We start from the raw sequence: 25,732 nt of genomic DNA, 5'->3' as shown, positions 1-25,732 counted from the left end.
GCCCGGTGCTCAGAGCGCGATGTCGTACTGCTTGCAGTACTGACGCACGCGGGTGCGCTCCCAGGCGGGGACGCTCGGCCACGCGGTGCGGGCATTGGAGAGGTCCTTCTGGAGGCAGTGCGCGCGGACGAGGAGCGCGTAGGAGGTGCCGGTGACCTGCACCCGCTGACTGCGGCGGACCAGGTGCAGCGCCTCGTCCGCGTCCCCGCGCGCCAGGGCCCGCTCCGCCGCCTTGAGGTCCACCAGCGCCGCCTCGGAGATGGGCCCCGACGGGCTCTTCCCCTTCTGCGTCGGCGTGCGCGCCCTCACGGAACCGCCGGGCGTCTTCGCCTCACCGGACATGTCGGAAGGGGACGGGGAGGTGCCCGTGTTCACCGGAGGCTGCGCGGCCATCGGCTGCGACGGTACCGGAGCGGTCTGTCGCGGCTCCGCCTGCGTCGTACCGGGCTGCGCGGGCGTCGCCTGCGCAGTGCCCGACGGCACGGAAGGCCCCGGCTGCGCGGGCGTCACCTGCGCCGTGCCCGACGGTCCTGGCTGCGCGGGCGGCACCTGCGTCGTGCCCGACGGCGCGGAAGGCCCCGGCTGCGCGGGCGTCACCTGCGCCGTGCCCGACGGCCCCGGCTGCGCGGGCATCACCTGCGCCGTGCCCGACGGCGCGGAAGGCCCCGGTTGCGAGGGCATCGCCTGCGCAGTGCCCGACGGCCCCGGCTGCGCGGGCATCACCTGCGCCGTGCCCGACGGCCCCGGCTGCGTGGGCACGGCCCCCGGCGAGGGCCCCTTTTGCGCGGCCTCCGGCTGCACGGGACTGGACGGACCGGTGCCCGAGGGCGCTACGCCCCCCGGCTCGGGCCGCGTCGGCGCGGGCCCCACGCCTGTCCCCGCGTTCGCGACCTCGGGGCGGGGTGGCGTCGGTCCGACAGGAGCATCTCCTCGCACGACGGGGGCGTCGGGCTTCGGCCCGGTGACGCCCGGCGACAGCCCCACGGCGAGCCCCACGGCACCGACGAGGACGAGCACTGCGGCCGCCACCCACCAGCGCTTCCCGGAGCGCTTCGTCTCGATGAATGGCGCGGGCCCCTGGGCGACGCCGACGTCCGGGCGCACCACGTGCGTGGCGCCTCCGGGAGGCGTCACCAGCACCTCGGGCTCCGCCCGGGGAGCCATCGCCTCCGGAGGCCCCTCCACCGTCATGGTGGACACCTCGTGGAGCGGCACATTGACGACGGGCCGCTTCGCCGAGGCCTCCACCGACGCGGCCGAGGACGGCTGGAGCGGACGCCGCTCCGACACCGTCTCCGCCCTCGACGCGGGTGCGCTCGCGGCCGGGGGCTCGCGCCTTCCGCCCACCGTCTCCAGCTGGGAAGGACGGACCGACAGGGCGGGCACGGGAATGGCGCTGGGAGGCAGCGTCTGCAGCGGACTCCCCGTCAGCTCGGCGATGAAGCTGCCCACGTCGGGGTAGCGATTCTCCGGCTTCTTCTCCAGGGCCCGCTCAATCGCCTTCACCACGTTCGGAGGCAGGCCGGGGACCAGCGCCGCCAGCGACTGCGGCGGGTCATAGACGATGCGCCAGATGAGCTCCGGAAGCGGCCCGTCCTTGAACGGGAGCCGCCGCGCCAGCATCTCGTACACCATGCACCCGAAGGCGAAGATGTCCGTCCGGGGGTCCACCTCCTGGTTCTTCCCCTGGGCCTGCTCGGGCGCCATGTACTGCGGCGTGCCCAGCAGGATGCCGCCCTGGGTGTTGATGCTCTGCGAGTCGATGACCTTGGAGATGCCGAAGTCGAGCAGCTTCACGTGCTCCATGACGACGCCGCCCATCTCCATGGGCATGAGGAACACGTTCCCCGGCTTGAGGTCCCGGTGGACGATGCCCGCGCGGTGGGCCGCCTGCAGCGCCGAGCCCATCTGCCGCGAGATGGAGAGCACCTCCTCCAGCGTCAGGCTCCCCCGCCGCAGCCGCCGGGACAGGGGCTGCCCGCGCAGGCACTCCATGACGAGGAACGGCGAGCCGTCCTCCAGGTTATGGAAGTCGAGCACCTCGACGATGTTCGGATGCCCCAGGCGCGAGGCGATTTCCGCCTCGCGGCGGAAGCGCAGATAGACTTCCTTGCCCAGGCCCCCGTCGCCGCGCAGCACCTTGATGGCCACCTGCCGGCCGGGAAGCCGCAGGTGGTTGGCCAGGAAGACGGTCCCCATGCCGCCCCGGCCCAGCACGCCGACGATTTCGTAGGTTTCCCTCAGGACGGTGCCGAGGGGGATATCGCGAGTCACGGAGGAAGGCATGAAGGATGGGCGCTCAGACCCGAAAGCCCATTCTATCCTGTCCCCCCCGACACCCCTTGGCGAGTTGTCCACCCCGCTCCCGGCTTCAGAGAGAGGGATTAATGCCTCTGACTTTTGAGAAAGCAGGAGGCCGGCCCGGGAGCCGACCTCCTGCATCCCGAAGCCGGAGCCTACTTCGCGGGCGGGACGCTGGCGTCACTGGCGGCGCGCAGCTCGCCCACCACGCGGGTGGCGCCGTAGATGTGCTCCAGGGCGGCGAGGATGCCGTCCCCGTGCACCGCGACGGCGCGGTTCGTCTCGGGCACGTACGCGTACCGGCCACCGAGCGAGTGCAGGTTGCCGTCGAAGATGAGCCCCACCACGCGTCCTTCCCGGTTCACCAGGGGTGAGCCGGAGTTGCCGCCGATGATGTCGTTGGTGGTGGCCACGTCCAGCGGCGTCGCCGCGGGCACCTTGCCCTGCGCCTTCATCCAGGAGTCCGGCAGCTTGAACGGCTCCTTGCCGGTGTGGCGCGCATAGGCGCCGCCGAAGGTGGTGAGCGGCGCCACGGCGCGGCCATTCTCGTCCCAGCCCTTCACCTGCCCGTGGTTGAGGCGCAGGGTGAAGGTGGCGTCCGGGTAGCCGGAGGTGCCGTACACCGCGACGTGCGCCTTGGCGATGCGCTCGCCGTTGCGCTTGAGCACCGCCTCCACCGTGTCCTCGTAGCGCTTGCGGACCGCGCGGGCCTCCGCGTCCACCTTGCGCGCGAGCAGAATCATCGGGTCCTTCGACGCCTCCACCGCCGCCCTGCCGCCCTCGAGCAGCGCCTGGCGCACCTTCACGTCGCCCAGCTTCGTGCCCTTCACCAGCGCGCGGGCGAGGTCCGCGGGGGCCTCACGGCCGAGCACCTGCTGCACGAAGGGGTCATCCGCGCCCAGCGTCTCGCGCACGCGGTTGAGGCCGAAGGCCAGCGTCGCCTGCTCCAGCTCGACGGCGATGGGCGCGTCGCGCAGCAGCTGCTGGCGCAGGGAGGGCAGCTGGGCATCGGTGTACTCGCGCAGCCGCTCCGCGTTGGGCCTGGGCTGCTCCTCGGCGGCGCGCACCAGGTGCCGGGCGATAGCGAAGAGCTCGCCGGGGTACGCGTCCGTGCCCTCCTTCATCTTGTACTGGGGGAGCATGCGGCGGTACGCGTCGAGCGCCTGCGCCGTCTCCTCCCACGCGCCCGCGGTGGCGGCCTTCACCTGCGCGTTGGCGTCCACCTTCTTGCGCAGCTCGGCCTCCTCCTGGCGCTTGCGCGCGAGCAGCGCCGGGTCGGCCAGCGCCTGCTGCCGGCCGCGCAGCGCCTTGAGGCCGTTCTCCACGGCGCGCAGCCGCGAGCGCGTGGTGCGGTAGCGCTCGGGCGAGGTGCTGGCGAACTCGCGCAGCATGCCGCGCAGCTCCGCGAGCTGGAGCAGCGTGTACGGCAGGTTGACGTCGCGCTGGAACTCCAGCTCGGCCACGGTGGCCTTGCGCTCGGTGCCGCCGGGGTGGCCGGAGACGAAGACGAGGTCCCCTTCCTTCGCGCCCTCCTTCGCCCACGGCAGGAAGTCCGGGCTCTTCGCCGGCGCGTCGCCCTGCCACACGCGCAGGAAGGCCGCGTCGAAGCCGAAGCGCGGGAAGTTGAAGTTGTCCGGGTCGCCACCGAAGGCGGCCATGGAGAACTCGGGCGCGAAGACGAGCCGCACGTCCTGGAAGCGGCGGTACTGGTACAGGTGGTACTTCCCGCCGTTGAAGAGCGTCACCACGTCACAGCGCCGGTCCACGGAGGTGGCGCACTCGGACTCGGCCGCGGCCATCTCCTTCTTGAGCGCGGTGTTGAAGGCGGCGCCGGCAAGGCCCTTCGTCGCCGCGTTCATCCGCTCGGTGACGTCCGTCATCTTCTCCAGCTGGTTGGCCTCCACCTTGGGGCAGCGGCGCTCCTCGGCGGGCGTCTTCGCCACGAAGCCCTTCGCCAGCAGGTCCTGCTTCGGCGAGGACAGGTCCTCGATGCACGCCCGGATGCAGTGGTGATTGGTCATCACCAGGCCGTCGGGTGACACGAAGCTGGCGGAGCAGCCGCCGGCCAGCCGCACCGAGCCGAGGCGGACCTTGTCCAGCCACGCCTGCGTGGGCGCGAAGCCGTAGGCCTTCTTCACGGCCTCCGAGGGAAATGCGTCGTAGGTCCACATGCCCTCGTCCGCCGAGGCGGGGAGGGACAGCAGCAGGCCGAGTGCGAGCAGTCTGCGGTCCACGTGCGGTCGTCCTTCTGGAATGACTGGGAGTAGAAGCCCGTTCTCGTCATGAGGACAGGCGCGCGTCAACCACCATGCGTGGGGCGCATTCCCGGCGGGGCTTCACGCGTCGCGTCAGGTATGGTGGGGGGCAATGCCCGCGAAGCACCACGTCTACCTCGTCCCTGGCTTCTTCGGCTTCATCAACCTGGGCGAGCTCATCTACTTCGGCCACGCGTACGACTACCTCAAGGCGGAGCTGGCCCGCCGCGGGGTGGAATCCGAGGTGACGATTGTCCTCTCGCACCCGACGGCCTCCATCCGGACGCGCACGGCGGACCTGCTGAAGGCCGTGCAGGAGACGGCGGCCGGCGACGACGGGCCCATCCACCTCGTGGGCCACTCGACGGGCGGGCTGGACTCGCGGCTGTTCGTCAGCCCCGGGGCACAGCTGGCGGAGGGGCTGGACCTGGAGCCCTTCGCACAGCGGGTGCGCTCGGTGGTGACGGTGTCCACGCCGCACGCGGGCACGCCGCTGGCCACGTTCTTCATGGGCCTGTTCGGCCAGAAGATATTGAAGCTGCTGTCGCTCTTCACGGTGTACGTGCTGCGCTACGGGCGACTGCCGCTGCGGGTGGCGTTCCGCTTCGGGCACGTGCTGGCGCGCGTGGACGACACCCTCGGGTGGAAGCCCACGCTGCTGGACCAGCTCTATGACCAGCTGCTGGGGGACTTCTCCTCCGAGCGGCGGGACGCGGTGGCGAAGTTCCTCAGTGACGTGGGCAACGACACGTCGCTGATTCCGCAGCTCACGCCGGAGGGCATCGACCTCTTCAACGCGAGCACCGTCGACCGGCCCGGGGTGCGGTACGGCTCGGTGGTGACGCAGGCGCGGCCGCCGTCGTTCCGCACGCGCATGGCCGCCGGGCTGGACCCGTACGCGCAATTGACGCACACCATCTACGCGCTGGTGTACGGGCAGACGCAGCGGATGCCGCTGACGTCGCTGCCGCCGCACACGCCCGCGCAGACGGCGGCCCTGGTGCAGGCCTATGGGGCGCTGCCGGGGCCCACGGCGTGTGACGGCATCGTCCCCACGCGCTCGCAGGTGTACGGCCGCGTGCTGGCGGCGGTGCGCGCGGACCACCTGGATGCGATTGGCCACTTCGACCAGCCGGCGCACCAGCCGCCGCACGTGGACTGGCTCATCTCCGGCTCCGGCTTCCGCCGGCCCCAGTTCGAGGCCATGTGGAAGAGCATCGTGGACTTCCTGATGGAGGGAGAGGGGCGCTGAAGGCTCAGCCGTCCCGCAGCCGCGTGAGCACGCGCACGGCCGCGCGCAGTCCCGCGGGGCTCGCTCCGGAGAAGCCCAGCACCAGCCCCTGCTCCGCGTCGCGGCCCAGATAGAGCGGCGACAGCCCGCGAACCCCGAGCCGCCTCCCCTGCGCGCGCCGCACGACGTCCTCGTCCCGCGCGCCCGACGCGAGGAACGTCGTCACGTGCATGCCCGCCTCCGCCGCTCCGGGGCGCAGCCACCCGCCAGCCTCGCGACGCAGGGCATCCAGCAGCGCGTCCCTGCGCTCGGCGTAGGCCAGGCGCATCTGCCGCAGGTGCGCGGCGTAGTGCCCGGCTTCCATGAAGTGCGCCATGGCCGCCTGGGAGAGCAGCGGCGCGTGGCCATCCGTGGCGGCCCGCGCGGCGGTGAAGGCGTCCACCAGCGCCTCCGGGACGACGAGGAACGCGAGCCGCAGCGAGGGAAACATCACCTTGTTGAAGGTGCCCGCGTAGAGGACGCGTCCCGCGACATCCAGGCCCTGAATCGCCGCCAGCGGGCGCGTGGCGTAGCGGAACTCGCTGTCGTAGTCGTCCTCGAACACCCAGGCGCTCGCGGCCCGGGCCCACTCCAGCAGCGCCAGCCGCCGGGGGAGGCTCAGCGTCACGCCGAGCGGGTACTGGTGTGACGGCGTGACGTAGGCCAGCCGCGCCCCGGGCGCGCGACGCCTCCCCACCTCGACGCGCAGCCCCTCCGCGTCCACCGGCACCGACAACACGCGCGCCCCCGCGGACTCGAATGCGGCGCGAGCCCCGAGATAGCCGGGCTCCTCCAGCCAGACCGCGTCCCCTTCATCCAGCAGCAGCCGCGCGGACAGGTCCAGCGCCTGCTGCGTGCTGGAGAGCACGAGCACCTGCCGCCACGCACAGCGCACCCCGCGCGCCGTGCCCAGGTGCGCGGCAATCGCCTCTCGCAGCGGACGGAAGCCCGCGGGCTCTCCCGCTGTCATCAACTCCGGTCCGAGCAGCCGGACCTGCTTCGCCACCGCGCGTCCCCACAAGCGCGTGGGAAAGAGGTCCAGCGCGGGCAGGCACGGGGTGAAGGGCTGGACGTCGCGGGGCTCGGGAGGGAGCACGTCGCGAGCCAGCCGCTGGCCCCGGCGTGACAGGCCCGGACGGGCCGGGACGCCATTCCGACGACCCGGCGTCACGGTGACGCCGCGGGGCAGACGCGCATGCTCGGGCAGGGCCACCACGCTGCCGGAGCCCACGCGCCGCTCGAGGAAGCCCTCCGCGTCCAGTTGTGCGAATGCGCCCTCCACCGTGCCTCGCGAGACGCCCAGCTCGCGCGACAGCGTGCGCGTGGAGGGCAGCCGGCTGCGCGGCGCGAGCGCACCGGAGAGGATGGCCTCCCGCAGGCGCTCGTAGAGCTGACGGTGGAGGGGCTCCCCTCCTCCCGTGTCCGGCTGCAGGAAGGGAAGTGACACCCCGGCGGCCCGCTTCGGCATGGCGCCATGAAGCCAGGGCCCAGACTTTCAGGCAACCGTCTCCACCGCCATAATGGCCCATGCCCGTGGCACGAAATGGAGCTTTCCGAAGGACCACTCCGAGGGCACATTTCCCCGCGTCGAAGTCCCTGGAGGTCTCGTCATGACCGCTGTCGCCACCCCGTTCTCCTTCGTCCTCGAAACCCCGGCCGCCGCCCCCGAGGAGGCCCGGCGTCACTTCCTCGCGAAGCTGTCCGTCGAGACAGACCCCGCCGACGTCCACCTGGACCTGGAGCGTGGCAAGAAGGGCTTCGTCGTGGTGGACGTGCGCGCGAAGGAGGCCTACGCCGAGCGCCACGTGCCCGGTGCGCTCAACCTCCCCTCGCGGACCATCAGCGCGGAGACGACGGCGCACCTGAACAGGGACGACGTCATCGTCACCTACTGCTGGGGACCGGGCTGCAACGGCTCCACCAAGGCGGCCGCGCGCTTCGCCGCCCTGGGCTTCCGCGTGAAGGAAATGATTGGCGGCATCGAGTACTGGGTGAAGGAGGGCCATGCCACCGAGGGCACGGCCCCGCGAGGCACGCCCGTGTACACGCACCGCGGCGACACCTGATTCAAGCCTCGAGGCGCGGTAGGAGACGGCACGGGCGAGGGCGTTGCCTGGAGCCCGCTGACACCTCACCGTGGCTGCTTCACTCAGGAGAGACGCGCCAGCCATCGGCTCCCGCGGCGTCTGCGAAGGCGCTGCCGCGGGTCCGTCAGGCATCGTGGGGGACTGGAGGGTACCTGCAGGAGGAGGAGTCTCCGTGCCCTGAGGTCCCGAGTCCGCAGCGGGAGCCAGGGCCCGCCAGAGGACCGTGGCCGAGGCGAGGACCTCGGCTTCAGTCACCTGCACGCCCTCCTCGGCCGGCGCGCGTACGAGCTCCAGCAGCGCGCCCCATACCAGGCCCTCGCCCGCGCGGGCGCTTCCTGGAGCCAGCGCCCCCTCACGCTCGCCTTTCTCCAGAATCTCGCGCACCAGCGCCCTCGCCGCCCTGCCGTGAGACTGCGTTCCCAGGGCACGAGGCGCGCGAGGCCTGGAGGACTGGGGCGAGCGTGGCCTCGGGTCATCTGCATCAGGGACGTCTGGCGCAGATGAATCCAGGGCATCGGACCCGGAGTCATCCGGGGCATACGGCTCCAGCGCATCCGAATCGAAGGTGGCTGGCGCATACGACGTCGCGGGAGCGGAGGACGGGAGCGGCCCGAGGGAGCGCGGCACGTACGGCGAGAGAGCGTAGCGCGCATGAGGACCCGGGACGTGCGGGTGCCAGTGCAGGAACGTGAAGGCGAAGAGGCCGGGCTCCTCCAGGGCCGCACTGACCAGCTCCCACCAGAAGGAGAAGAAGGCCTCGCGGAAGTCCGTGTCCTGCCTGTCGTGCAGGCACTCGAAGCCACTGCGCGCCCGGATGCACAGGCAATTCTCGGCGAAGTCCCGCACCGCCAGCGCGAAGCCGTGCTTGCTGCCGTAGCGCCGATAGAGGGTGCCCACCGAGATGCGCAGCGCCCGCGCCAGCTCCGAGGCCTGCACGTGCTCGTACCCGCGACGCGCCAGCAATCCCGCCGCCTCGCACATCGCGTCGGCACGCATCTGCTCCAGGATCCCCATGCCCCTTCCCCTCCCCCGCCCCTCCGGGCGACTCACGGCTGGAAGGAACGTTCCTTCCAGGCGCTCCTGTCTACCGGGTGGGTCTGACATGGGGTGAGCAACCGGTGGCGGCGGCTCGGGAGGAAGCAGCTCACGCGGTGCGGACAGGCGTGGACCCGGCGGGCTTCCTTCGGCCCTGGGTCAGTAGACGCCAATCAGGTGGATCTGCACCCTCGGGTTGCCGAGGAACTCCTTCAGTCGCCACCGGCTCCGCATCCCGTCGTCGTGGATGCCCACGCCGCCGTCGTCGGGGGCGTCCGCCCGGGCGAGGGCCTGGCGGAGCTGGGAGACGGCCCACTCGTCGAACCTCGGGTCGCCGGAGCCTTCAATCACCTGCAGGTCCAGCACCTTCCCGTCGCGGGCCTGGCGGACCTCGACGACGGCGGCGAGCGCGAGGATGGGCTCGGTGACGTCCACCATGAACATGTTCGCGGCGCGTCCCGCTTCCACGGCGGCCTGAAACCGGTTGCGCTGCTCCAGGCGATGGTCTCGCTCCTTCGGGGCATAGGGAGTGCCCGTCTTGCCAAAACGCTCGATGGCTTCCACCTGCTCGCGCTTCATCCGCGAGGCAAGCACCTTCAGGTCCGGCGGCGGTGGGTTGACCAGCTCCTTCGAGAAGTCCTTCTGCAGCTTCGCGAAGTACGGCGAGGGCGCTCCGCTCTCCGCGCGCGCCGCCGCCAGCGAGTCCCGGGCCCAGCCATCCACCTTCTCGCGCGCCTCCTCCGCCTGCTGCCGTGCGATGACCTGCGGGTCAGGCTCCTGTCCCGTGTTGCGCAACGTCCGTCCCGTCGAGGGCGGCTTTCCCGTCAGCCCCTCCCCCAGCAGGTTCCCCGGCACCTGGATGGACCACTCCGCCGCCGCGTGCTCCTCCGCCGCCGCACGCTCCGCTGCCTCGCGCTCCGCCGCCTTGCGCTTCGCCGCCGAGGCATACGGTATGTCCGACTTCAGGCGCGCCCCTGCGTTCGCGCCGTCCTGCCCGGACTCCACTTCCGAAGGCGTGTCCTGCCGGGAAGCGCTGGATTCCGGGGGCACGGTCGCAACCTGGGGAGCGGGCGTCCCCGTTTCCGATGATGTCGGGCGCTTGACCTGTCGTCGAGGAGGGGTGACCACACGGTCGGGGGGCTGCACGGTCGCGCCGGGAGCAGCCGGCACCGTCGTCTTCGGGGACGCGTGCAGGATTTCCAACTCCACCACCTGCACCGAGGCCTGCCCCGGGAGCCGGGCGGACGGGACCCGCGACAGCGCAAAGAAGAGCGCTGCGTGCAGGAGCACCGAGAGCAGCAGTGTGAGGCCCAGCCTGGAGCGACGTGACACGGGAGTCAGCTTGCCTCGACAGGCCACCCGCGTGAAGCGCCCCAAGGTCTGGATGTTGACCCGGCGAGCCGTCCTGCCTGCCGGGCTCTGCGTCGACCTGACCTGCCGCTCTCCGCGAGACACATACCCGCGCGTCCAAGCCCGCTCCCAGGTGCGCGTGCTGCCCCGACCATTTCCCTACCCTGGAAGGCCAGCGCGAGGTCGGTCGACCGCAGGCAGCCACGAGCCGGGCGCGGTCCGCATCTCCGCCTGGGATGAGCAGCAGGTGGTTTCTTGCAAGCCGCGCACGCAGCGCGGTCCGCGTCCCCCGTCAGTCCCACCTGGCGTCGGCCGCATGTGGTTTCTTGCGAGCCGCGCACGCAGCGCGGTCCGCGGCCCCCGTCAGTCCCGCCTGGCGCCGGCCGCATGCGGTTTCTTGTGAGCCGCGCATGCAGCGGGGGTCCGCGTCCATGGGCAGTCCCGCTTAGAGTCAACCGCATGCGGTCCTTCCTCCGTGTCCTGCTCGCGTTGCTCCTGCCCGCCCTGGCGTCCTGCTCGACTGGCGCCCCACCCACTGATGACGCGGGAGTGCCAGCTGCCGGTGCACGGCTGGAGGGCCCACGCGCGCTCCAGGTCCGCGTGCTCGGCCCCGACGGAGCGCCCCTTCCGGGCAGCCATGTGCAGGTCGTCCCCGAGTCGCTGGACGCCACCAACCTCTGGCTCCAGACGAACGACCATGGAGAGACCGGCCACGCGGCGCCCCCACCCGGCCGCTATCGGGTGCTGGCCTTCTGGATGGAGAGCAAGCGGTTCCAGCGCTACGTGTGGCAGGAGCTCGACGCGAGCCCCGGCCCGGACGATGCGCGCGTGGAGCTCCGCTTCGCGCCACGGTCCGCGCCATCCATCTCGGGACGGGTGCGGGGATTGGATGGGCAACCCGTGCCCGGCGCCACCGTGGAGGCCCGGCAGCATTACCCCTCCGTGCCGCTGGATGGCGACCTCCTCCGCAATACGTCCGGGCCCCGGGAGCTGGCAACCGCGACGACGGACGCCGAGGGCCGCTTCACGCTGGAGCCCTTTCGAGAAGGCGAGTACGGGCTCCACATCCAGCACGAGGCGGGCCTGGGTGATGCCACGGCTCGGACGGGCAACTCCGCGGTCGACCTCGTGCTGGCCCCCCGCTGCGTGAGGAGCGCCGCCGGCCGCGTGGTCGACGCGCAAGGCAATCCGCTCAAGAGCTTCGAGGTGGGCTCGATGCGCGTGCGCGACCCCAAGGGGCGCTTCCAGCTCGGGTCCGCCTGCTTCAGCCACATCGAGTCCGCCGGCTTCGTGCCCCAGGAACTTCCGCTGCTCGGCCTGAAGTCACTGCACGCGGAACTGCCGGACATCGTGCTCGAGCGGGGACGCGAGCTCACGGGGCACGTGGTGGGCCCGGATGGCAAGGCGGTGGAGTCGGTGAGCCTCCGCGCGAGCTGGGAGGGCTCCAGGGGCGGCCCCGCAGTGGGGAGCACGAATGCCTCCGGCCGGTTCTCCCTCGGGCCGGTACCTGTGGGCCGGGAGGTGACGCTCCGGGCGCAGTGGGACGAGCGGCTCCTGCGGCTGCGCGTTCCTCCCGGGAAGGAGGGGAAGGTCGAGGTCCGCTTCCCCACGGAGGACTCCCGCCTGGAGGTCCTCGCGAAGGATGCGCAGGGAGCGCCGCTCCCGGGCATGAAGGTCACCGCGGAGGGCACGTGGGGCAGCCTCACCCTGCTCACGGACGACGCGGGCCGCGTGAGCCACGGCGTGCCCTCGGGGAGCTACGAGGTCCGCGTCACCCACAAGCCCCTCAAGAGTCGGACGGGACCGCGCGTCCCGCACCGCTTCGCCCCGGTGCGCGTGCAGGCCTCCCCCGAGAACAGCACTCCGGTCGTGGTCCAGCCCACGCAAGGCACCGGGCGACTCCGGGTGCTGCTCCCCGAGTCGACGCACTACGACTCCATCTTCGTCGTTGCCGGCGCGCACGACTGGCCCGCCGACGTCCCGGGCTGGGTCGAGCTCGTGGAGTACCCGCTGCTCAAGAACACGAGCACGGACATGCGGGAGCAATACTCGGGCGGCATCATCTATTACGAGTCGCAGAACGACTTCAGCGAGCTGGTGCCGGGGCCCTACACCGTCTTCGCCACGAACCCGAGCGACGACGGCCCGGGCCTGCTCCTCTACCGCGAGGTCGTCCAGGTCGACGGCCGGGGGCGGCAGGTCGTCCAGGTCCGCTTCGAGGGCGACGGCGCACGCAGGCTGCCCGAAATGCCCACGCCTCAGTAGCGCTTGAGGACCGCGAGGAAGCGTGCGTCCGCGATGTGCCTGCCCTCGAAGTCCTCCAGCCGCACGGGCACCCACTCGCGGGCCTTGTCGTTCTTCTCGCGGAGGGCGGCGTCCAGCGTGGTGAAGACCTCGGCGGGTGGCTCGCAGATGGCGCGCACGCCGCCCTTCGCCTTGGCGTGGAAGGACACCTCCACCTTGTCCACCAGCGCGTTGTAGCGACCCGGCGGGAAGCGACGGAAGAGCCACAGCCCCATCGTCAATTCCATCACCGTCACCTGCACGCCCAGGTACACGCCGCCCACGTGGTTGCGCGTGCGCCGCTTGAGCGGCACGGACGCGCGGGTCCTCGCGTCGGACGCTTCCTCCACCTTGAAGCCCATCACCGCCGACAGCGGGATGATGTTCTTCACCGCCACCGTCATCAGGGCATTCGCCGCCGCTGGCGACACCTGGCGCAGCCGTTCCACGAGGTCGAGCGCGAGCATGGCTCCTCACCATCCACAACGAAGGGGCACCATCGTAGCGCCAGCACGGGCGTCGCGCGGCCCCTGAATGGCCACCCGACACCCCCTGTCCGGTGCGAACGCCCCGTGACGCTCGCACCGCGCGCCCTTGCCAGCATTCGTGCCAGCGCCTCTCCGGCCATCCGAAGCCATGCTACCGCCCCGGGCGCCCGCTCCATTCCCCGCCAGAACGGTGGCCAACTCCGCGCCCGCATTCCCGGCGTGCGCGCCCCCTCCAGGCTCCTGAAACCGCATCGCGTTCGTCCATCGCGCCGGCCCTGGCCGCTTGCGCCCGCCCGTTCACCCGCATCCTGAAACCGCGTTGCATTCGTACGTCGCGCTGGCCCCGGCCTCTCGCGCCCGGCATAGAGTCCCGCCCCGGAGGACACATGGACGCGAGCGGAGCGGATGTCGTCATCGTGGGCGCGGGCGTGGCGGGGCTCACCGCCGCGCGGGCGCTCTCGCGGACCGGGTTCTCCATCGCCGTCCTCGAAGCCCGGGAGCGCGTCGGTGGACGCACGCTCACGCAGTCCCTCGGCGGCGAGGCCGTGGACCTCGGCGGCCAGTGGGTGGGCCCCCACCAGCGCCACGTGCTGCGGCTCGCGGACGAGCTGGGCCTCAAGCGCTTCCCGCAGCACCACCAGGGCACCAAGGTGCTCGACGTGCGCGGGGAGCTGCGCACCTACCGCGGCCAGGTGCCGTCGCTGCCGCTGCTGTCGCTGCTGGACCTCCAGCGCATCATCTGGAAGCTGGACGGCCTGTCCAAGCGCGTCCCCCGCGAGCGCCCGGACGCCGCCCCCCGCGCCGCCGAGTGGGACGCCCTCACCCTGGAGGAGTGGAAGCAACGCCACGTGCCCACGTGGGGCGCCCGCGCCGCGCTCGACATCGCCACCCGCGCCGTCTTCGCCGCCGAGCCCTCGGAGGTGTCGTTCCTCCACTTCCTCTTCTACGTCCACTCCAACAACGGCCTCATGCCCCTCACCACCATCGAGGGCGGCGCCCAGGCCGAGCGCTTCAAAGGTGGCGCCCAGACGCTCAGCCTCCGCATGGCCTCGGAGCTGGGCACAAGCGTCCACCTCTCCACTCCCGTGCGCGCCGTGCTCCAGGACGCGGACGGCGTCACCGTCACCGCCGAGGACGGCCGGACGTGGCACGCGCGCTACGCGGTGGTCGCCGTGCCTCCCGCGCTGGCCGAGCGCATCGACTTCGGCGCCGCCCTTCCCGCCGGCCGCCGCCGCGCCCACGCGGACATCCCCATGGGCAGCACCCTCAAGGTGGTGGCCACGTACGAGCGCCCCTTCTGGCGCGAGGCCGGCTTCTCCGGCGAGGCCGTGAGCGACACCGGCCCCGTGCGCCTGTGCTTCGACGACTGCGGCGCGGATGGCCACCACCCCGCCCTGGTGGGCTTCTTCCTCGGGGAGACGGCGCGCGCGTGGACGGGGCGCCCCCCGGAGCAACGGCAACGCGCGGCGCTGGAGTCCTTCGCGCGCTTCTTCGGCCCCCAGGCCCTGAAGCCCACCGCCGTCGCGGACCTGGACTGGGTGGCCGAGCCCTGGAGCAAGGGCTGCTACGTGGGCCTCCCCCGCCCCGGCACCCTCACCGCCATTGGAGAGGCGCTGCGCACGCCCTTCGGCCGCGTCCACTGGGCGGGCACGGAGACGGCCATCGAAGGCTGCGGCTACATCGACGGCGCGGTGGAGTCGGGCGAGCGCGCGGCCACGGAGCTGTCCGCACGGCTGGCCGCGCCCGGGGACGCGCCCGCCCGGGGAGGCGCCGTCTAGGCCCGGCCGCCCGCCCTCCAGCCATCGCGGCGTGGATTGGCGTCCCCACGGGCCATCCCCACCCTTGGGAAGCCCTCTGGAGGAGGCCGGAACATGAACTTTCCCAGTCACGTGAATCTCCCCGCCGACGCTCGCGAGGAGCTCATCGATGTCCTCAACACCCTGCTGGCGGATTCCATCGACCTGCACTGGCAGATAAAGCAGGCCCACTGGAACATCCGCGGCAAGCACTTCTACAGCCGCCACGAGCTGTTCGACGAGCTGGCCAAGCACGCGCGCAAGCAGGCGGACGAGTTCGCCGAGCGCGCCGGCACCCTGGGCGGCTACGCCGAGGGCACCATCCGCCTCGCCGCGAAGAACAGCGAGTTGCCCGAGTACGACTTGCAGGCCGTGGACGGCGACTCGCACCTGCGCGCCCTGGTGGACCGCTTCGCGCGCTACGGGGCCAGCATCCGCAACGGCATCCACCGCTCCGAGGAGCTGAATGACCCCGTCACCGCGGACCTGCTCACGCAGACGCTGGGCCAGGTGGAGCTGGACCTGTGGTTCCTGGAGAGCCACCTGCACGGCGACGCGCGCGCCAACGTGCGCCGCGGCGCGGACGTGGGGGACGACGCCGTCACCCGGCCTCCCAACGCCTGACGGGCAATGAGCAGAAGCCACCGCCGCGCTCGCGGTTGGGCGAGCGCGCGGGCCTGCTCCGGCGTATAGAAGGCGTCCTCTCGCGACGGAGGACGCCTTTTTGACTTCACAGACGCGGATGGACGGGAAGGTCTGCCTCATCACCGGGGCCTCCGGCGGCATCGGCCTGGAGGCGGCCAAGGCGCTGGCGGGCCTGGGCGCCACGGTGGTGCTGGTGGGCCGTGACGCGACGCGCACCGAGGCCGCCGTCAGCGCCGTGCGCACCGCCGCCCCCGACGCGAAGGTGGAGTGGCTGAAGGCCGACCTCACCTCGCTCCAGTCCGTGCGCGAGCTGGCCGCCACCTTCAAGGCGCGCTACCCGCGGCTCGACGTGCTGCTCAACAACGCGGGCCTCATCCTGGACCGGCGCGAGGTGACGGGGGACGGGCTGGAGGCCACCATGGCCACCAACCACTACGCGCCCTTCCTCCTGACGCACCTGCTGCTGGACGTGCTCAAGGCCAGTGCCCCGTCGCGCATCATCAATGTCTCCTCCGATGCCCACCTCGCCGGCAAGGTCGACTTCGCGGACCTCCAGAGCGAGCGCGGCTATGTCGCCTTCCGCGTGTACGGCACGTCCAAGCTGGCCAACATCCTGTTCACCCGCGCGCTGGCGAAGCGGCTGAAGGGGACGGGGGTGACGGTCAACGCCCTGCACCCGGGCATGGTGCGCACGGGCTTCGGCCACAACACGAAGGGCTTCTTCCGCCAGCTCGTCAAGCTGGGCACGCCGTTCATGATTTCGGCGGAGAAGGGGGCGCGGACGTCCATCTACCTGGCGTCCTCGCCCGAAGTGGAGTCGGTGTCCGGGGAGTACTTCTACAAGTGCCGCCCGAAGAAGGCGTCCTCCGCGGCCCGGGATGACGCCCTCGCCGAGCGGCTCTGGCAGGTGAGCGCAGAGCTCACGGGAGTGAAGGCATGATTGACCTGTACACGTTCGCTACGCCCAACGGGCGCAAGGTGTCCATCGCGCTGGAAGAGATGGGGCTGCCCTACAACGTCAAGGTGGTGGACATCACCAAGGGTGACCAGTTCAAGCCCGAGTTCCTGGCCGTCAACCCCAACAACAAGATTCCGGCCATCGTCGACCACGCGCCGGTGGACCACCGGCCGCTGACAATCTTCGAGTCGGGCGCCATCCTGCTCTACCTCGCGGAGAAGACGGGCAAGCTCTTGCCCTCGCACCCGCGCGGCAAGGCCGAGGTGACGCAGTGGCTGATGTTCCAGATGGGCGGCCTGGGCCCCATGTTCGGGCAGCTCGGCTACTTCACGCGCTTCAGCAAGGCGTACGTGCCGCACGCGATTGAGCGCTACCGCAATGAATCCAAGCGCATCCTCGGCGTGCTGGATGCGCAGCTGGGCCACGGGGACTACGTGGCGGGCAAGTTCTCCATCGCGGACTGCGCCATCTACCCGTGGGTGGCGGGCGCGCGCGAGTACAACCCCGACATCTTCCAGGGCCTGCGCAACGTCCCGCAGTACCTGCAGCGCGTGGGCAGCCGTCCCGCCGTGCAGCGCGGCATGAAGGTGCCGGAGCTGAAGAAGTAGCGACGCCCGGGTGCAGGGCGGGCGGGCAGGCGGGGCGGGCGCGGGGCGGCGGAAGTCCGGTGCGTAGCTTGAAGCGCATGATGGAACCGTCTGTCCCCTCGCGTCCCCGCCTCCTGCTCCGCGCCCTCGGGCCGGGGCTGGTGGGCGCCACGTCCCTGACGCTCGTCCACGAGGGTGCCCGCCGCGTGCTGGAGCACCCACCCCGGATGGATGTGCTGGGCAAGCGCGCCCTGAAGAAGGGCATCCGCTGGTTCGGCGGCAGGCCCGCGCATGGCCAGCGCCTGCACCGGCAGTCGCTCGCGGGGGATGTGTTGACCAACAGTCTCTTCTACTCGCTGGTGGCGCTGGGCCGGCCGAAGCGGCCGTACCTGCGCGGGGCGGTGCTGGGGGTGCTCGCGGGCCTGGGCGCGGTGGTGCTGCCGCCGTACCTGGGGCTGGGCCGAGGGCCTGCTCGCGCGCGGACGTCCACGTCGCTGCTCACCGTCGCCTGGTACACGCTGGGCGGGCTGGCCGCGGCGCGGGCCACGCGCAAGCTCCTGGACGCGGCGCCACCCCTGGAGACTCCAGGCCCTGGCTGGTAGGCCGCGCTCCTCGGGGCCGAGGGGTGGGTGGTTGCCCCTGGCACCGAGGCGCTCAACCTTCCCTTCATATGGTGACGGACCTCACCCGCATGCCCCTGCGCGGGCAGAATGGCGCCTTCCACGTGGTCGTCGAGTCGCCACGCGGCTCGACGGTGAAGCTGAAGTACGAGCCGACGCTGGGGGCCTTCTCCATCTCCCGGCCCCTGACGCGCGGGCTGCGCTACCCCTTCGACTGGGGCTTCATCCCCTCCACGAAGGGGCCGGACGGGGACCCGCTGGACGTCATGGTGTACTGGGACGACACGACGTGGCCCGGCGTGGTGCTGCCCAGCCGCGCGCTCGGCGTGTTGCAGGTGGACCAGAAGAAGAGGGGCGGCAAGCCCGGCGAGCGCGAGCGCAATGACCGCATCCTCGCCGTGCCCGTCTCCTCCACCCGCGCCGAGCACCTGCAGACCTATCAACAGCTCTCCAAGCGCGAGCGCGACGAGTTGGAGCACTTCTTCCTCGCCGCCGTGCACTTCGCGGACAAGGACGCGCGCATCCTCGGGTGGGAGGGGCCGGAGGGCGCGGAACGGATGCTGCGGCAGTACGCGCTCACGGAGGGCTGAGTGGCACACCCCACACCCATCCGGGGGCTGGGCCCCGACAGCCAGTTGGGACACGCCGCGCGGCGCCTGCTCGCGGGGCGGCTCGCGGACGTGCGCAAGCCCGAGGCCGGGCTCAAGGACGGCGTCGACGACGAGTCCGTCCATGACATGCGCGTGGCCACCCGCCGCCTGCGCGCGGCGCTCCAGGTGTTCCGCTCCCTCGGGGGGCTGAAGAAGCTGGAGCGCGACGTGAAGCGCCTCCAGGACGCGCTGGGGGACGTGAGGGACTTGCACGTGCAGGCGGCGTGGCTGGAGGGCGCGGCCAGCAAGCTGAAGAAGGAGAAGCCCGGGACGCGCGCGGGCGTGGCGGCCCTGCGCGACGCGCGGCTGGCCTCGCTGGACGACAAGGAGCGCCGGCTGCACGCGGAGCTGCAGCGCTGGGTGAAGCGGACGGTGCCGCGGCTGTTGGAGAAGGCGGAGGCGCTGGATGACGCGCACCGCTTCGGCGGCCGCCGGGTGCGCAAGCACCTGCGCGCGCGGGTGCGCTCCGTGCGCAAGCTCATGGACGCGTACGCGGACGCGCCGGACGCGGAGTCCGCCCATGCGCTGCGCAAGGACTTGAAGAAGCTGCGCTACGAGCTGGAAATCTTCCAGCCCGCCTTCCGCCGGACGATGGACGCGATGCTGGAGGTGCTCGTCCCATTGCAGGACGGGCTGGGCGAGCTGCACGATGCGGACGTGCGACTGGAGCTCTTCGAGCGGCTCGCCGCCGAGGCAGGGCCGAAGGAGCGCAAGGCCGCGCGGGCGCTGCTGCCGCACGTCCGGGACGAGCGCGCGGAGCGGGCGAAGGAGATTGCCCGCGAGGTTCAGCGCTGGCACTCCGAGGAGATTCCCCGGCGGCTGCGCCGGATGCTCGCGTGACGGAAACGTGCGGGCCGACGCCGCGGCCTCGGCGCGAGGCCCCGCCCTCGCGAGGCACGCACAGCGCCCCGCCGGGCTCCACGTGGGAGTCCGAGCGGGGCGCGGGTGTCCTGACGCCTACTGCTGCTGCGCGGGCGCGCCCGGAGACGACTCGCCGCTCTCCGGCGTGGCCGGCGCGGTGGGCTGCACCTGCGACGTGGCCTCGATGCGCACCGCCTGCGGCTCGCCGCTGCCCTGGTCCGTGCGGTACGAGGCGCGCACCTGGCTGCCCTCCTGGATGTCCGCCGCGCTCGCCTGACGGCCGTCCACCGTCACCTGCGTCTGGGGCCCAATCTGCAGGCGCAGCTGCGGCTCACCCCGCGAGCTGAGCAGCACCTCCTGCTCGCTCGAGTTCAGCACCTCACCGACAATCTGCTGCTCGGAGCCCTGCGCCTGGGCCGGCTGCTGCTGCTGCTGCTGCTGCGAGGGCTGGGACGGCGCGGGCGCCGCGGCCACCGGCTGCTGCGCCTGCTGGCGGAGCTGCTCGGACTGCTGCTGAGCCTGCTGCTGCATCTGCTGGTTCGTCTGCGACAGCTCCTGCTGCTGCTTCTTCTGGGCCTCCAGCGCGCTGGCCTGGGCCGACTGCGCCTCCTGCTGGGCCGACTGCGTCTGCTGCTGGGCGGACTCCTGCGCCTGCTGGGCCTGCTGCGACTCCTGTCCCGCGCGGGCCTGGGCCTCCTGGAGCTCCTGCTGCTTCTTCTGCAGCTCCGCCTGCGCGTTGGCGGCCTCCTTCTGCTGCTCGCTGGCCTCCTCCTGCGAGTCGCGGGCCTTGTCGAAGGCGTTCTCCGAGCGCTCCTGCGCCTGCTCCACCTGGTTGCTCGCGGACGCCTGCTCGCCCGATTGCTCCGTGCTGCTCTTGCTCCGTTCCTCACAGCCTGCGCCCAGCACCAGCGCCGCCGCCCCAGCCATCAACCACCCCGCGCGGAATTTCATGGATGTCTCCTGTCGTGAAAGTGACAGCGCAAAGATGGCGAGGCCTCCGGCGGAACCAACCCACATCCAAGGCATGCGCCCGCCAACCCGCCCGGTCACCAGCAGGCAGCCCCCTCCACGCGGCGCTACCCTTGGGAGGGTTTTGACGGTAAGGGGCGCACCCCCATGCGTGCCTGCGGACTCGACTTCGGAACCAGCAACACCGCCGCGGCGCTGCCCGACGGCACGGTGCTGCCCCTGCAGCCCCACACCTCGGAGCAGCGCCTGTTCCGCTCCGTCCTCTTCTTCCCGGACGACGAGCAGCAAATCTACGCGGGCGCAGACGCCATCCAGCGCTACCTCGAGGACAACACCGGACGCTTCATCCAGTCCGTGAAGTCCTTCCTCCACTCCAACTCCTTCCGCGCCACCCAGGTGCGGGGGCGCACGTACACGATTGAGGAGCTGGTCGCCGTCCTCCTGCGCCGCGTGCGCGAGGCCGCCGGCGCCCACATGGGCGGCCCCCCGGAGGCCGTCATCCTCGGCCGCCCCGCCGTCTTCACCCCGGACCCGGAGGCGGACGCGCTCGCCCAGCAGCGCCTGCTCCGCGCCGCCGAGCTGGCGGGCTTCCAGAAGGTGCAGTTCCTCATCGAGCCCATCGCCGCCGCGCTCGCCTACGAGGCCCAGCTCACCCGCGACGAGCTCGTCCTCGTGGCCGACTTCGGCGCCGGCACCACCGACCTCACCCTCATGCGCCTGGGGCCCTCGCGCCGCGGCAACGTGGACCGCCGCCCCGACGTGGTGGGCTCCACCGGCGTGCGCATCGGTGGAGACCGCTTCGACGCCGAAATCATGCGCCACAAGCTGCTGCCCCGCTTCGGCGCCGGCTCCACGTACCGCGTGCGCGGCTTCAGCGACAAGCGGCTGCCCATCCCCCAGCACGTCATGGCCAAGCTGCTCTCCTGGCACGAGATGTCCTTCATCCGCGAGAAGTCCACCCAGGAGCTCCTCGAGACGATGCTCGAGACGAGCGACAAGAAGGCGGAAATCCAGGCGCTCCACGACCTCGTCATGGACAACCTGGGCTACCGGCTCTTCCGCGCGATTGAGGCGGCCAAGGTGCGCCTGTCCCGCGACGAGCAGGCGACGGTGGACTTCGAGGAGGGGCGCATCCAGCTCCACGAGCCGATTACCCGCGCCGAGTTCGACGCCTTCAGCAAGCCCCTGCTCGACGAGCTGCAACAGTGCACCGAGGGATTGCTCGCCCGCCATCCCGAAGCGGAGGCCATCGACGCGGTGTTCCTCACCGGCGGCTCGTCGCAGATTCCCGCGGTGCGTCAACTCTACGTGCGCCGCTTCGGCGAGGAGCGCGTGCGCACCGCGGATGCCTTCACCTCGGTGGCCGAGGGCCTCGGACGTGCGTCGGCCCATCTGACGTCCTGAGGAGCAGGCGGACTCAGGGCGAGTACGGGCGGACTCATTCCGCCCGTCCCGGCGCGTGCGTCATCATCCTGCACAAAGGGATGTCCTTCGCGCCCCCCTCGCGCGAAGGCGGACACACCACATGGCTGGTCAGATTCTGGGCGCCTATTGCAAGGCCGTCATGAGCTCCATGCTCGACGCCACCGCGACGCTGCTCTTCCCCCAGCACCGCAAGCGCATCGCGGAGATGAAGGACGACGTCTGGTACCCCATGGAGGACTACGTGCAGATGATTCAGGACCTGCACGCGAAGCTGGGTGACACCACCATGACGGCGCTCGGCCAGGCCTCCATCAACAAGACCTTCCACCTCACCAAGGCCCAGGGCTTCGACACGCTGGAGAAGGTCTTCAAGGACTTCAACGCGCTGTCGGTGGCCGTGGTGAAGAACGCGCCCCCCGAGGATGCCGTGCGCACGGTGTCCCTGACGAAGGACACCGTGGTGATGGAGAGCCAGTCGAAGCTGCCGCCCTCGCTGATGGTGGGCTACTTCCGCGGGCTGTTCTTCGGCTTCGGCAAGCTCGTCACCACCGAGACGGTGGAGCGCAAGGGCAACACCGTGCGCTACACGCTGAAGTGGCTGTGAGGCGCCCGCTCCAGCCCCCGCGCCACGACTGACGCCTACGGGCCCACGTCCACCGTGCGGCTCAGCCACCCCACCCCGCCGCGCCCGTCGCGCGCCACCACCCAGAAGGTGACGCGCTGGGGCGTGGCCGGCGTCTCGTACTTCGACGTCGGGTCGCCCGGCCTGCCGTCCACCGACTCAATCGAGCGGAACTCCTTCACCTCGCCGTCGCCGGTGGCGAACCAGCTGTAGAAGACCTGCTCGGTGCGCGGGCCGTCCTCGGCCTCGTAGACTTCCGCGCTGCCCTCCGTGAGCACCGGCTGGAAGGTCACCTCCGTGCCCACCGGCAGCGGGCCCGCCAGCGGCGCGCCCTCCCAGAGGACGTCCGCCACCGACGGGTTCTGGTTGGGCACCGCCGCCGCCCGCAGCGTCACGCGGCGCACGCCGCGCTCGGTGCCCTCGGGGGTGCCGGTGCCGTCCGTGGCCTCGTAGCCGACGAAGAGGGGAATGCCCTCCTGGAGCGCCTCGAGCAGCGCCGGGTCTCCCGGGTCCACCGGGCCTCCGTCGGGGTTGGCCGCCTGCAGGGCTTCCGCCAGCACCGCCTGCACGTTGGCGTCTTGAAGCGACAGCACGCCATCCGGCAGCGGGACGCCGTTGTCCCCCGGGCAGCGACCGTCGTACGGGTTGCCGGTGAAGCGGCACAGCGCGTAGCTGACGGTGACGGGGCGCGCGTCCGCGGAGACGGCCAGCGCGTCGAACGTCATCGGGCCCGGGAGCGTGGTGGCGTCCGGGTCCAACACCAGCTCCGCGGGCTCGGCGCGAATCGCGAGCACGCGCACGCGGCGGATTTCACTCTGCAGCTCGAGGTCGGGACCACACGCGGCCAGGAGCGCGGCCAGCAGGACGAGGATGGACGGGCGCATGCGCTAGAAGCTCCCCTTGGCGCCGAGAATCGGGAGGATGGGCAGCCCCTCGAAGAACGCGCTCTGCGAGTAGTTGTAGTTGTAGGCGATGCCTTCCACCGCCGGGTTGTTGTAGGCGTTCGTCAGGTCCAGGTAGACGTTCAGGGTCCACCGCTCGAAGACGAAGTTCTTGTCCACGCGGATGTCCAGCTGGTTGAAGGACGGCAGCCGCACCGAGTTCACCGCCGCGTAGAGGGGCACGAAGACGTCATTCACGTCGTCGCGCACGGCGCCGGTGACGGGCGTGGTGGGGTTGCCCGAGGCGAAGCGCAGACGCGCGCCCACCTCCCAGCCCCTGGGCAGCTTGTAGGACGCAATCGCCGTCAGCACGTGCGTCTGGTCATTGTCGAAGAGGCGCCAGTCCGCGCCGGGCGCGTCGCGGCGCTCGCTGCGGCTGAGCGTGTAGGAAATCCACCCGAAGAGCCGGTCCGTCAGCGAGCGGCGCACCAGCACCTCCAGGCCGTAGATGCGGCCCACCCCGCCATTCTTCAGCCGCTCCGGCACCTGCTCGCCGTCCCGCTCCACGGTGTCGGTGGAGCGGACGATGAGGCCATCCAGGTCGTTGTAGAAGACCTCGCCGCTGAAGAACCACTCGGGCCTCGGCTGCCACTCCGCACCCAGGCCGTACTGGAGCGAGCGCTTCGCCGCGAGGTCCGGGTTGCCGAAGGCCACGCTCGGCTCGTCCTGAATGGGCGGGCCGTGGTAGACGCCCGCGCCGCCCTTGAGCGACACCGTCTCCGTGAGCGCGTAGCGCACCGCCAGGCGCGGGTTGAGGGTGCGCTGCGGCGACGTCTGGTCCGTGAAGACGTAGCTCTCGGCGCGCAGGCCCGGCACCACCAGCAGGTCCTTGATGGGCCGCCAGCGCGCCTCCACCCAGGTGGAAGGGAAGTACTGGACGTAGTCTCCGTCGGTGACGAGCAGCTCGTCGGTGACGGTGGGGGTGGGCGGCTCGCCCTCGCGCGGCGGGGACTGGATGCGCGCGGTGACGTGCGCGAAGTTGCTCACCACGTCCACGCCGCCGGCCAGCGTGAGCGCCTCGCCGAAGGCGTACTCGGCCGTGGAGCGCAGATTCACGTCCGTGGAGGCGATGCGCAGGCCGCGCTCGCCGATGCCGAACTCGAGGAGCGTGTTGCCCACCAGCGCCTGCGTGTCCAGCGTGAGGGCGTCGCCGCGGTACTGGTGGCGCAGCCGCAGCTGGTTGAAGCCGGTGGTGACGTCCAGGTCGCCGGTGACGGTGGGGTCATTGTCCGACGGCCGGTCGAAGACGAGGCCCAGCCTGTCGCGCGAGGTGAGCCCCTGCAGCGAGAAGGTGTGCCTGGGCAGGGGCTTCCACACCAGCTTGAGCTGCGCGTCGTAGTAGCGCGGGGCCACCTGGAGGCTGGGCCCATTGTCGCCCTCGGGCACCAGCCCCAGCACCAGGTCGATGTACGAGCGCCGGCCGCCCACCACGAAGCCCAGCGTCTCGGTAATCGGCCCTTCAATCACCGCGTTGGACTCAATCAGGCTGACGCCCACGGTGCCGTGGATGCGGTCCATGCGCGGCTCGCGGCTGCGCACGTTGATGACGCCGCCGGTGAGGTCCCCGTAGTAGGCGGAGAAGTTCCCGGGCAGGTAGTCCACCGCCTCCAGCAGCTCCGAGTTGTACACGGAGGTGAGGCCGCCGAAGTGGTACAGCAGCGGAATGCGCTGGCCGTCGAGGAAGACGCCGGACTCCTGCGGGCTGGAGCCGCGGATGATGAGCTGGCCGCCGTTGAAGGCGGGGCGCGCCACGCCGGGCAGGTTCTGCACCACCTTCAGCGTGTCGCCCTGCGTGCCGGGGATGCGCTGCACCTCGGCCACCTGGATGGAGGTCTGCGTCACCTCCTTGCGCTCGCGCTCCGTGCGCACCACCGTCTCGTACTGGCTGAAGATGCGCTTGCGCACGTAGTACGTGGCACGCGTCTGCTGCCCTTCCGAAATCGTCTCCTTCGTGCGGAAGCGGTCGTACCCGCCCTGCACCACCAGCACCTCGTGGGTGCCCGGGGGAACGCCCCGGAACGAGAAGCGCCCCTCCGCGTCCGTGACGGAGGACAGGTCGAGCTCCGGCAGGACCACCTCCGCGCCGTTGAGCGGGTCTCTCGTGCCGCGCTCCAGCGCCTGGCCGCTGAAATTCACGGGGGCCTCGGACGTGGCGGCGCCGCCGTCGGGGCCTTCCGGCGGCGGGGCCGGGCGGAAGACGAACTGGTAGGCGTACTGGATGCGCACCGGGGCGGGGACGTTGTCCACCTCGGCGGGCTCGAACTGGAACTGCTTCACCGCCTCCACCGCCGCCTCGTCGAAGCCGTGGCCGGCGGGCTGGGTGATTTCGACATTCGTGACGGCGCCCGTCTCCGAGATGTCGATGAACATCACCACCGTGCCCTCGAGCTGCTGGGCGGCGGCGTCCGGCGGGTACGGGGCCTCCACCTGGCGCAGCAGGGCGGGCGGCTTCGTCAGCACGCCCGTGGGGACACCGGCATCCACGGTGCCGGCGTCCTCCGGAGACGGGGGCACCTGGGCCCGGGCTTCGGCGGCGAGGAGACAGAGGACGAGGGCGAGTGTTTTCATGAGGGGCGGGGCAAGGCCGGG

The 25,732-nt window shown here is 71.4% G+C and carries 20 protein-coding genes and 1 pseudogene; 12 read left to right on the top strand and 9 right to left on the bottom strand.

All coding sequences use genetic code 11. The annotated features are described in order from the left end of the window. Positions 1-9 precede the first annotated feature (9 nt). Positions 10-2,286 (bottom strand): serine/threonine-protein kinase, encoded by a 2,277-nt coding sequence (locus ACX9TP_RS05750; RefSeq protein ID WP_482978706.1) that lies wholly within the window; start codon positions 2,284-2,286, stop codon positions 10-12. A 170-nt stretch (positions 2,287-2,456) separates the two neighbouring features. Beyond that, entirely contained in the window at positions 2,457-4,535 is a 2,079-nt protein-coding gene (locus ACX9TP_RS05745) for a S46 family peptidase (protein ID WP_482978705.1), read from the bottom strand. A gap of 133 nt (positions 4,536-4,668) precedes the next feature. Here ACX9TP_RS05745 and ACX9TP_RS05740 point away from each other — a divergent pair, with 133 nt between their 5' ends. Continuing rightward, positions 4,669-5,808, top strand: a complete 1,140-nt coding sequence (locus ACX9TP_RS05740) for an esterase/lipase family protein (RefSeq protein WP_482978704.1) — start codon at positions 4,669-4,671, stop codon at positions 5,806-5,808. Positions 5,809-5,812: 4 nt separating this feature from the next. On the opposite strand, the gene pdxR is transcribed toward ACX9TP_RS05740, so the two are convergent. Continuing rightward, entirely contained in the window at positions 5,813-7,294 is a 1,482-nt protein-coding gene (pdxR, locus tag ACX9TP_RS05735; protein WP_482978703.1) for a MocR-like pyridoxine biosynthesis transcription factor PdxR, read from the bottom strand. A gap of 142 nt (positions 7,295-7,436) precedes the next feature. Here pdxR and ACX9TP_RS05730 point away from each other — a divergent pair, with 142 nt between their 5' ends. Continuing rightward, a complete protein-coding gene (locus ACX9TP_RS05730; protein ID WP_482978702.1) occupies positions 7,437-7,892 on the top strand; it encodes a rhodanese-like domain-containing protein in 456 nt (151 codons plus the stop codon). A 924-nt stretch (positions 7,893-8,816) separates the two neighbouring features. Here ACX9TP_RS05730 and ACX9TP_RS05725 read toward each other — a convergent pair. Together ACX9TP_RS05725 and ACX9TP_RS05720 are read right to left on the bottom strand one after the other, a co-directional pair. After that, positions 8,817-8,894, bottom strand: a pseudogene (locus tag ACX9TP_RS05725) (hypothetical protein); the annotation flags it as partial. A 213-nt stretch (positions 8,895-9,107) separates the two neighbouring features. Then, on the bottom strand, positions 9,108-9,998 hold the full coding sequence (locus tag ACX9TP_RS05720) for a ferrichrome ABC transporter substrate-binding protein (protein WP_482978701.1): 891 nt from the start codon (positions 9,996-9,998) through the stop codon (positions 9,108-9,110). Between the two features lie 759 nt (positions 9,999-10,757). Here ACX9TP_RS05720 and ACX9TP_RS05715 point away from each other — a divergent pair. After that, complete coding sequence (locus ACX9TP_RS05715) at positions 10,758-12,563, top strand: carboxypeptidase regulatory-like domain-containing protein (protein WP_482978700.1); 1,806 nt, start codon at positions 10,758-10,760, stop codon at positions 12,561-12,563. On the opposite strand, the gene ACX9TP_RS05710 is transcribed toward ACX9TP_RS05715, so the two are convergent. Next, positions 12,557-13,048, bottom strand: a complete 492-nt coding sequence (locus tag ACX9TP_RS05710) for a DUF4442 domain-containing protein (protein WP_482978699.1) — start codon at positions 13,046-13,048, stop codon at positions 12,557-12,559. The genes ACX9TP_RS05715 and ACX9TP_RS05710 overlap by 7 nt on opposite strands. Before the next feature lie 407 nt (positions 13,049-13,455). Between ACX9TP_RS05710 and ACX9TP_RS05705 the strand changes: the two genes are divergently transcribed. The 7 genes from ACX9TP_RS05705 to ACX9TP_RS05675 all read left to right on the top strand — a co-directional run bounded on the left by ACX9TP_RS05705 (position 13,456) and on the right by ACX9TP_RS05675 (position 19,165). After that, entirely contained in the window at positions 13,456-14,847 is a 1,392-nt protein-coding gene (locus ACX9TP_RS05705; protein ID WP_482978698.1) for a flavin monoamine oxidase family protein, read from the top strand. A 93-nt stretch (positions 14,848-14,940) separates the two neighbouring features. Further along, positions 14,941-15,489: a DNA starvation/stationary phase protection protein Dps gene (gene dps / locus ACX9TP_RS05700; protein ID WP_482978697.1), complete on the top strand. Its 549-nt coding sequence runs from the start codon at positions 14,941-14,943 to the stop codon at positions 15,487-15,489. Positions 15,490-15,607: 118 nt separating this feature from the next. After that, positions 15,608-16,450 (top strand): SDR family oxidoreductase, encoded by an 843-nt coding sequence (locus ACX9TP_RS05695; RefSeq protein WP_482982367.1) that lies wholly within the window; start codon positions 15,608-15,610, stop codon positions 16,448-16,450. Next, positions 16,447-17,076 (top strand): glutathione S-transferase family protein, encoded by a 630-nt coding sequence (locus ACX9TP_RS05690; protein WP_482978696.1) that lies wholly within the window; start codon positions 16,447-16,449, stop codon positions 17,074-17,076. Before ACX9TP_RS05695 ends, ACX9TP_RS05690 begins: the two co-directional genes overlap by 4 nt. 77 nt (positions 17,077-17,153) lie before the next feature. Next, positions 17,154-17,657, top strand: a complete 504-nt coding sequence (locus ACX9TP_RS05685) for a hypothetical protein (RefSeq protein ID WP_482978695.1) — start codon at positions 17,154-17,156, stop codon at positions 17,655-17,657. 68 nt (positions 17,658-17,725) lie between these two features. Further along, positions 17,726-18,265, top strand: coding sequence for an inorganic diphosphatase (locus tag ACX9TP_RS05680; protein WP_482978694.1), 540 nt, complete (start codon positions 17,726-17,728; stop codon positions 18,263-18,265). Next, positions 18,266-19,165, top strand: a complete 900-nt coding sequence (locus ACX9TP_RS05675) for a CHAD domain-containing protein (RefSeq protein WP_482978693.1) — start codon at positions 18,266-18,268, stop codon at positions 19,163-19,165. Positions 19,166-19,282: 117 nt separating this feature from the next. Here ACX9TP_RS05675 and ACX9TP_RS05670 read toward each other — a convergent pair whose 3' ends face one another. Further along, positions 19,283-20,137 carry a hypothetical protein gene (locus ACX9TP_RS05670; RefSeq protein WP_482978692.1) on the bottom strand — a complete coding sequence of 285 codons (855 nt, stop codon included), beginning with the start codon at positions 20,135-20,137 and terminating at the stop codon, positions 19,283-19,285. A gap of 165 nt (positions 20,138-20,302) precedes the next feature. Here ACX9TP_RS05670 and ACX9TP_RS05665 point away from each other — a divergent pair, with 165 nt between their 5' ends. Next, positions 20,303-21,559 (top strand): Hsp70 family protein, encoded by a 1,257-nt coding sequence (locus tag ACX9TP_RS05665; protein ID WP_482978691.1) that lies wholly within the window; start codon positions 20,303-20,305, stop codon positions 21,557-21,559. A 121-nt stretch (positions 21,560-21,680) separates the two neighbouring features. After that, positions 21,681-22,184 (top strand): hypothetical protein, encoded by a 504-nt coding sequence (locus ACX9TP_RS05660; RefSeq protein WP_482978690.1) that lies wholly within the window; start codon positions 21,681-21,683, stop codon positions 22,182-22,184. A 35-nt stretch (positions 22,185-22,219) separates the two neighbouring features. Here the strand turns inward: ACX9TP_RS05660 and ACX9TP_RS05655 are convergent, their stop codons facing one another. Together ACX9TP_RS05655 and ACX9TP_RS05650 are read right to left on the bottom strand one after the other, a co-directional pair. Then, positions 22,220-23,086 carry a hypothetical protein gene (locus ACX9TP_RS05655; RefSeq protein WP_482978689.1) on the bottom strand — a complete coding sequence of 289 codons (867 nt, stop codon included), beginning with the start codon at positions 23,084-23,086 and terminating at the stop codon, positions 22,220-22,222. 3 nt (positions 23,087-23,089) lie between these two features. Continuing rightward, positions 23,090-25,711, bottom strand: coding sequence for a TonB-dependent receptor (locus ACX9TP_RS05650; protein ID WP_482978688.1), 2,622 nt, complete (start codon positions 25,709-25,711; stop codon positions 23,090-23,092). Positions 25,712-25,732: the final 21 nt, after the last annotated feature.

The organism is Pyxidicoccus sp. M15 (genome assembly GCF_056858435.1).
The sequence above is the reverse complement of the archived record's forward strand: the minus strand, read 5'-3'. Positions and strand labels throughout refer to the sequence as shown.

Bases quoted from the DNA above. Each gene is read 5' to 3' on its own strand.
- ACX9TP_RS05730 (WP_482978702.1), top strand. From the start codon at position 7,437: ATGACCGCTGTCGCCACCCCGTTCTCCTTCGTCCTCGAAACCCCGGCC.
- ACX9TP_RS05740 (WP_482978704.1), top strand. From the start codon at position 4,669: ATGCCCGCGAAGCACCACGTCTACCTCGTCCCTGGCTTCTTCGGCTTC.
- ACX9TP_RS05655 (WP_482978689.1), bottom strand. From the start codon at position 23,086: ATGCGCCCGTCCATCCTCGTCCTGCTGGCCGCGCTCCTGGCCGCGTGT.
- ACX9TP_RS05705 (WP_482978698.1), top strand. From the start codon at position 13,456: ATGGACGCGAGCGGAGCGGATGTCGTCATCGTGGGCGCGGGCGTGGCG.
- ACX9TP_RS05665 (WP_482978691.1), top strand. From the start codon at position 20,303: ATGCGTGCCTGCGGACTCGACTTCGGAACCAGCAACACCGCCGCGGCG.
- ACX9TP_RS05715 (WP_482978700.1), top strand. From the start codon at position 10,758: ATGCGGTCCTTCCTCCGTGTCCTGCTCGCGTTGCTCCTGCCCGCCCTG.
- ACX9TP_RS05710 (WP_482978699.1), bottom strand. From the start codon at position 13,048: ATGCTCGCGCTCGACCTCGTGGAACGGCTGCGCCAGGTGTCGCCAGCG.
- ACX9TP_RS05650 (WP_482978688.1), bottom strand. From the start codon at position 25,711: ATGAAAACACTCGCCCTCGTCCTCTGTCTCCTCGCCGCCGAAGCCCGG.
- ACX9TP_RS05685 (WP_482978695.1), top strand. From the start codon at position 17,154: ATGATGGAACCGTCTGTCCCCTCGCGTCCCCGCCTCCTGCTCCGCGCC.
- ACX9TP_RS05690 (WP_482978696.1), top strand. From the start codon at position 16,447: ATGATTGACCTGTACACGTTCGCTACGCCCAACGGGCGCAAGGTGTCC.
- ACX9TP_RS05660 (WP_482978690.1), top strand. From the start codon at position 21,681: ATGGCTGGTCAGATTCTGGGCGCCTATTGCAAGGCCGTCATGAGCTCC.
- pdxR (WP_482978703.1), bottom strand. From the start codon at position 7,294: ATGCCGAAGCGGGCCGCCGGGGTGTCACTTCCCTTCCTGCAGCCGGAC.
- ACX9TP_RS05695 (WP_482982367.1), top strand. From the start codon at position 15,608: ATGGACGGGAAGGTCTGCCTCATCACCGGGGCCTCCGGCGGCATCGGC.
- dps (WP_482978697.1), top strand. From the start codon at position 14,941: ATGAACTTTCCCAGTCACGTGAATCTCCCCGCCGACGCTCGCGAGGAG.
- ACX9TP_RS05750 (WP_482978706.1), bottom strand. From the start codon at position 2,286: ATGCCTTCCTCCGTGACTCGCGATATCCCCCTCGGCACCGTCCTGAGG.
- ACX9TP_RS05680 (WP_482978694.1), top strand. From the start codon at position 17,726: ATGGTGACGGACCTCACCCGCATGCCCCTGCGCGGGCAGAATGGCGCC.
- ACX9TP_RS05670 (WP_482978692.1), bottom strand. From the start codon at position 20,137: ATGAAATTCCGCGCGGGGTGGTTGATGGCTGGGGCGGCGGCGCTGGTG.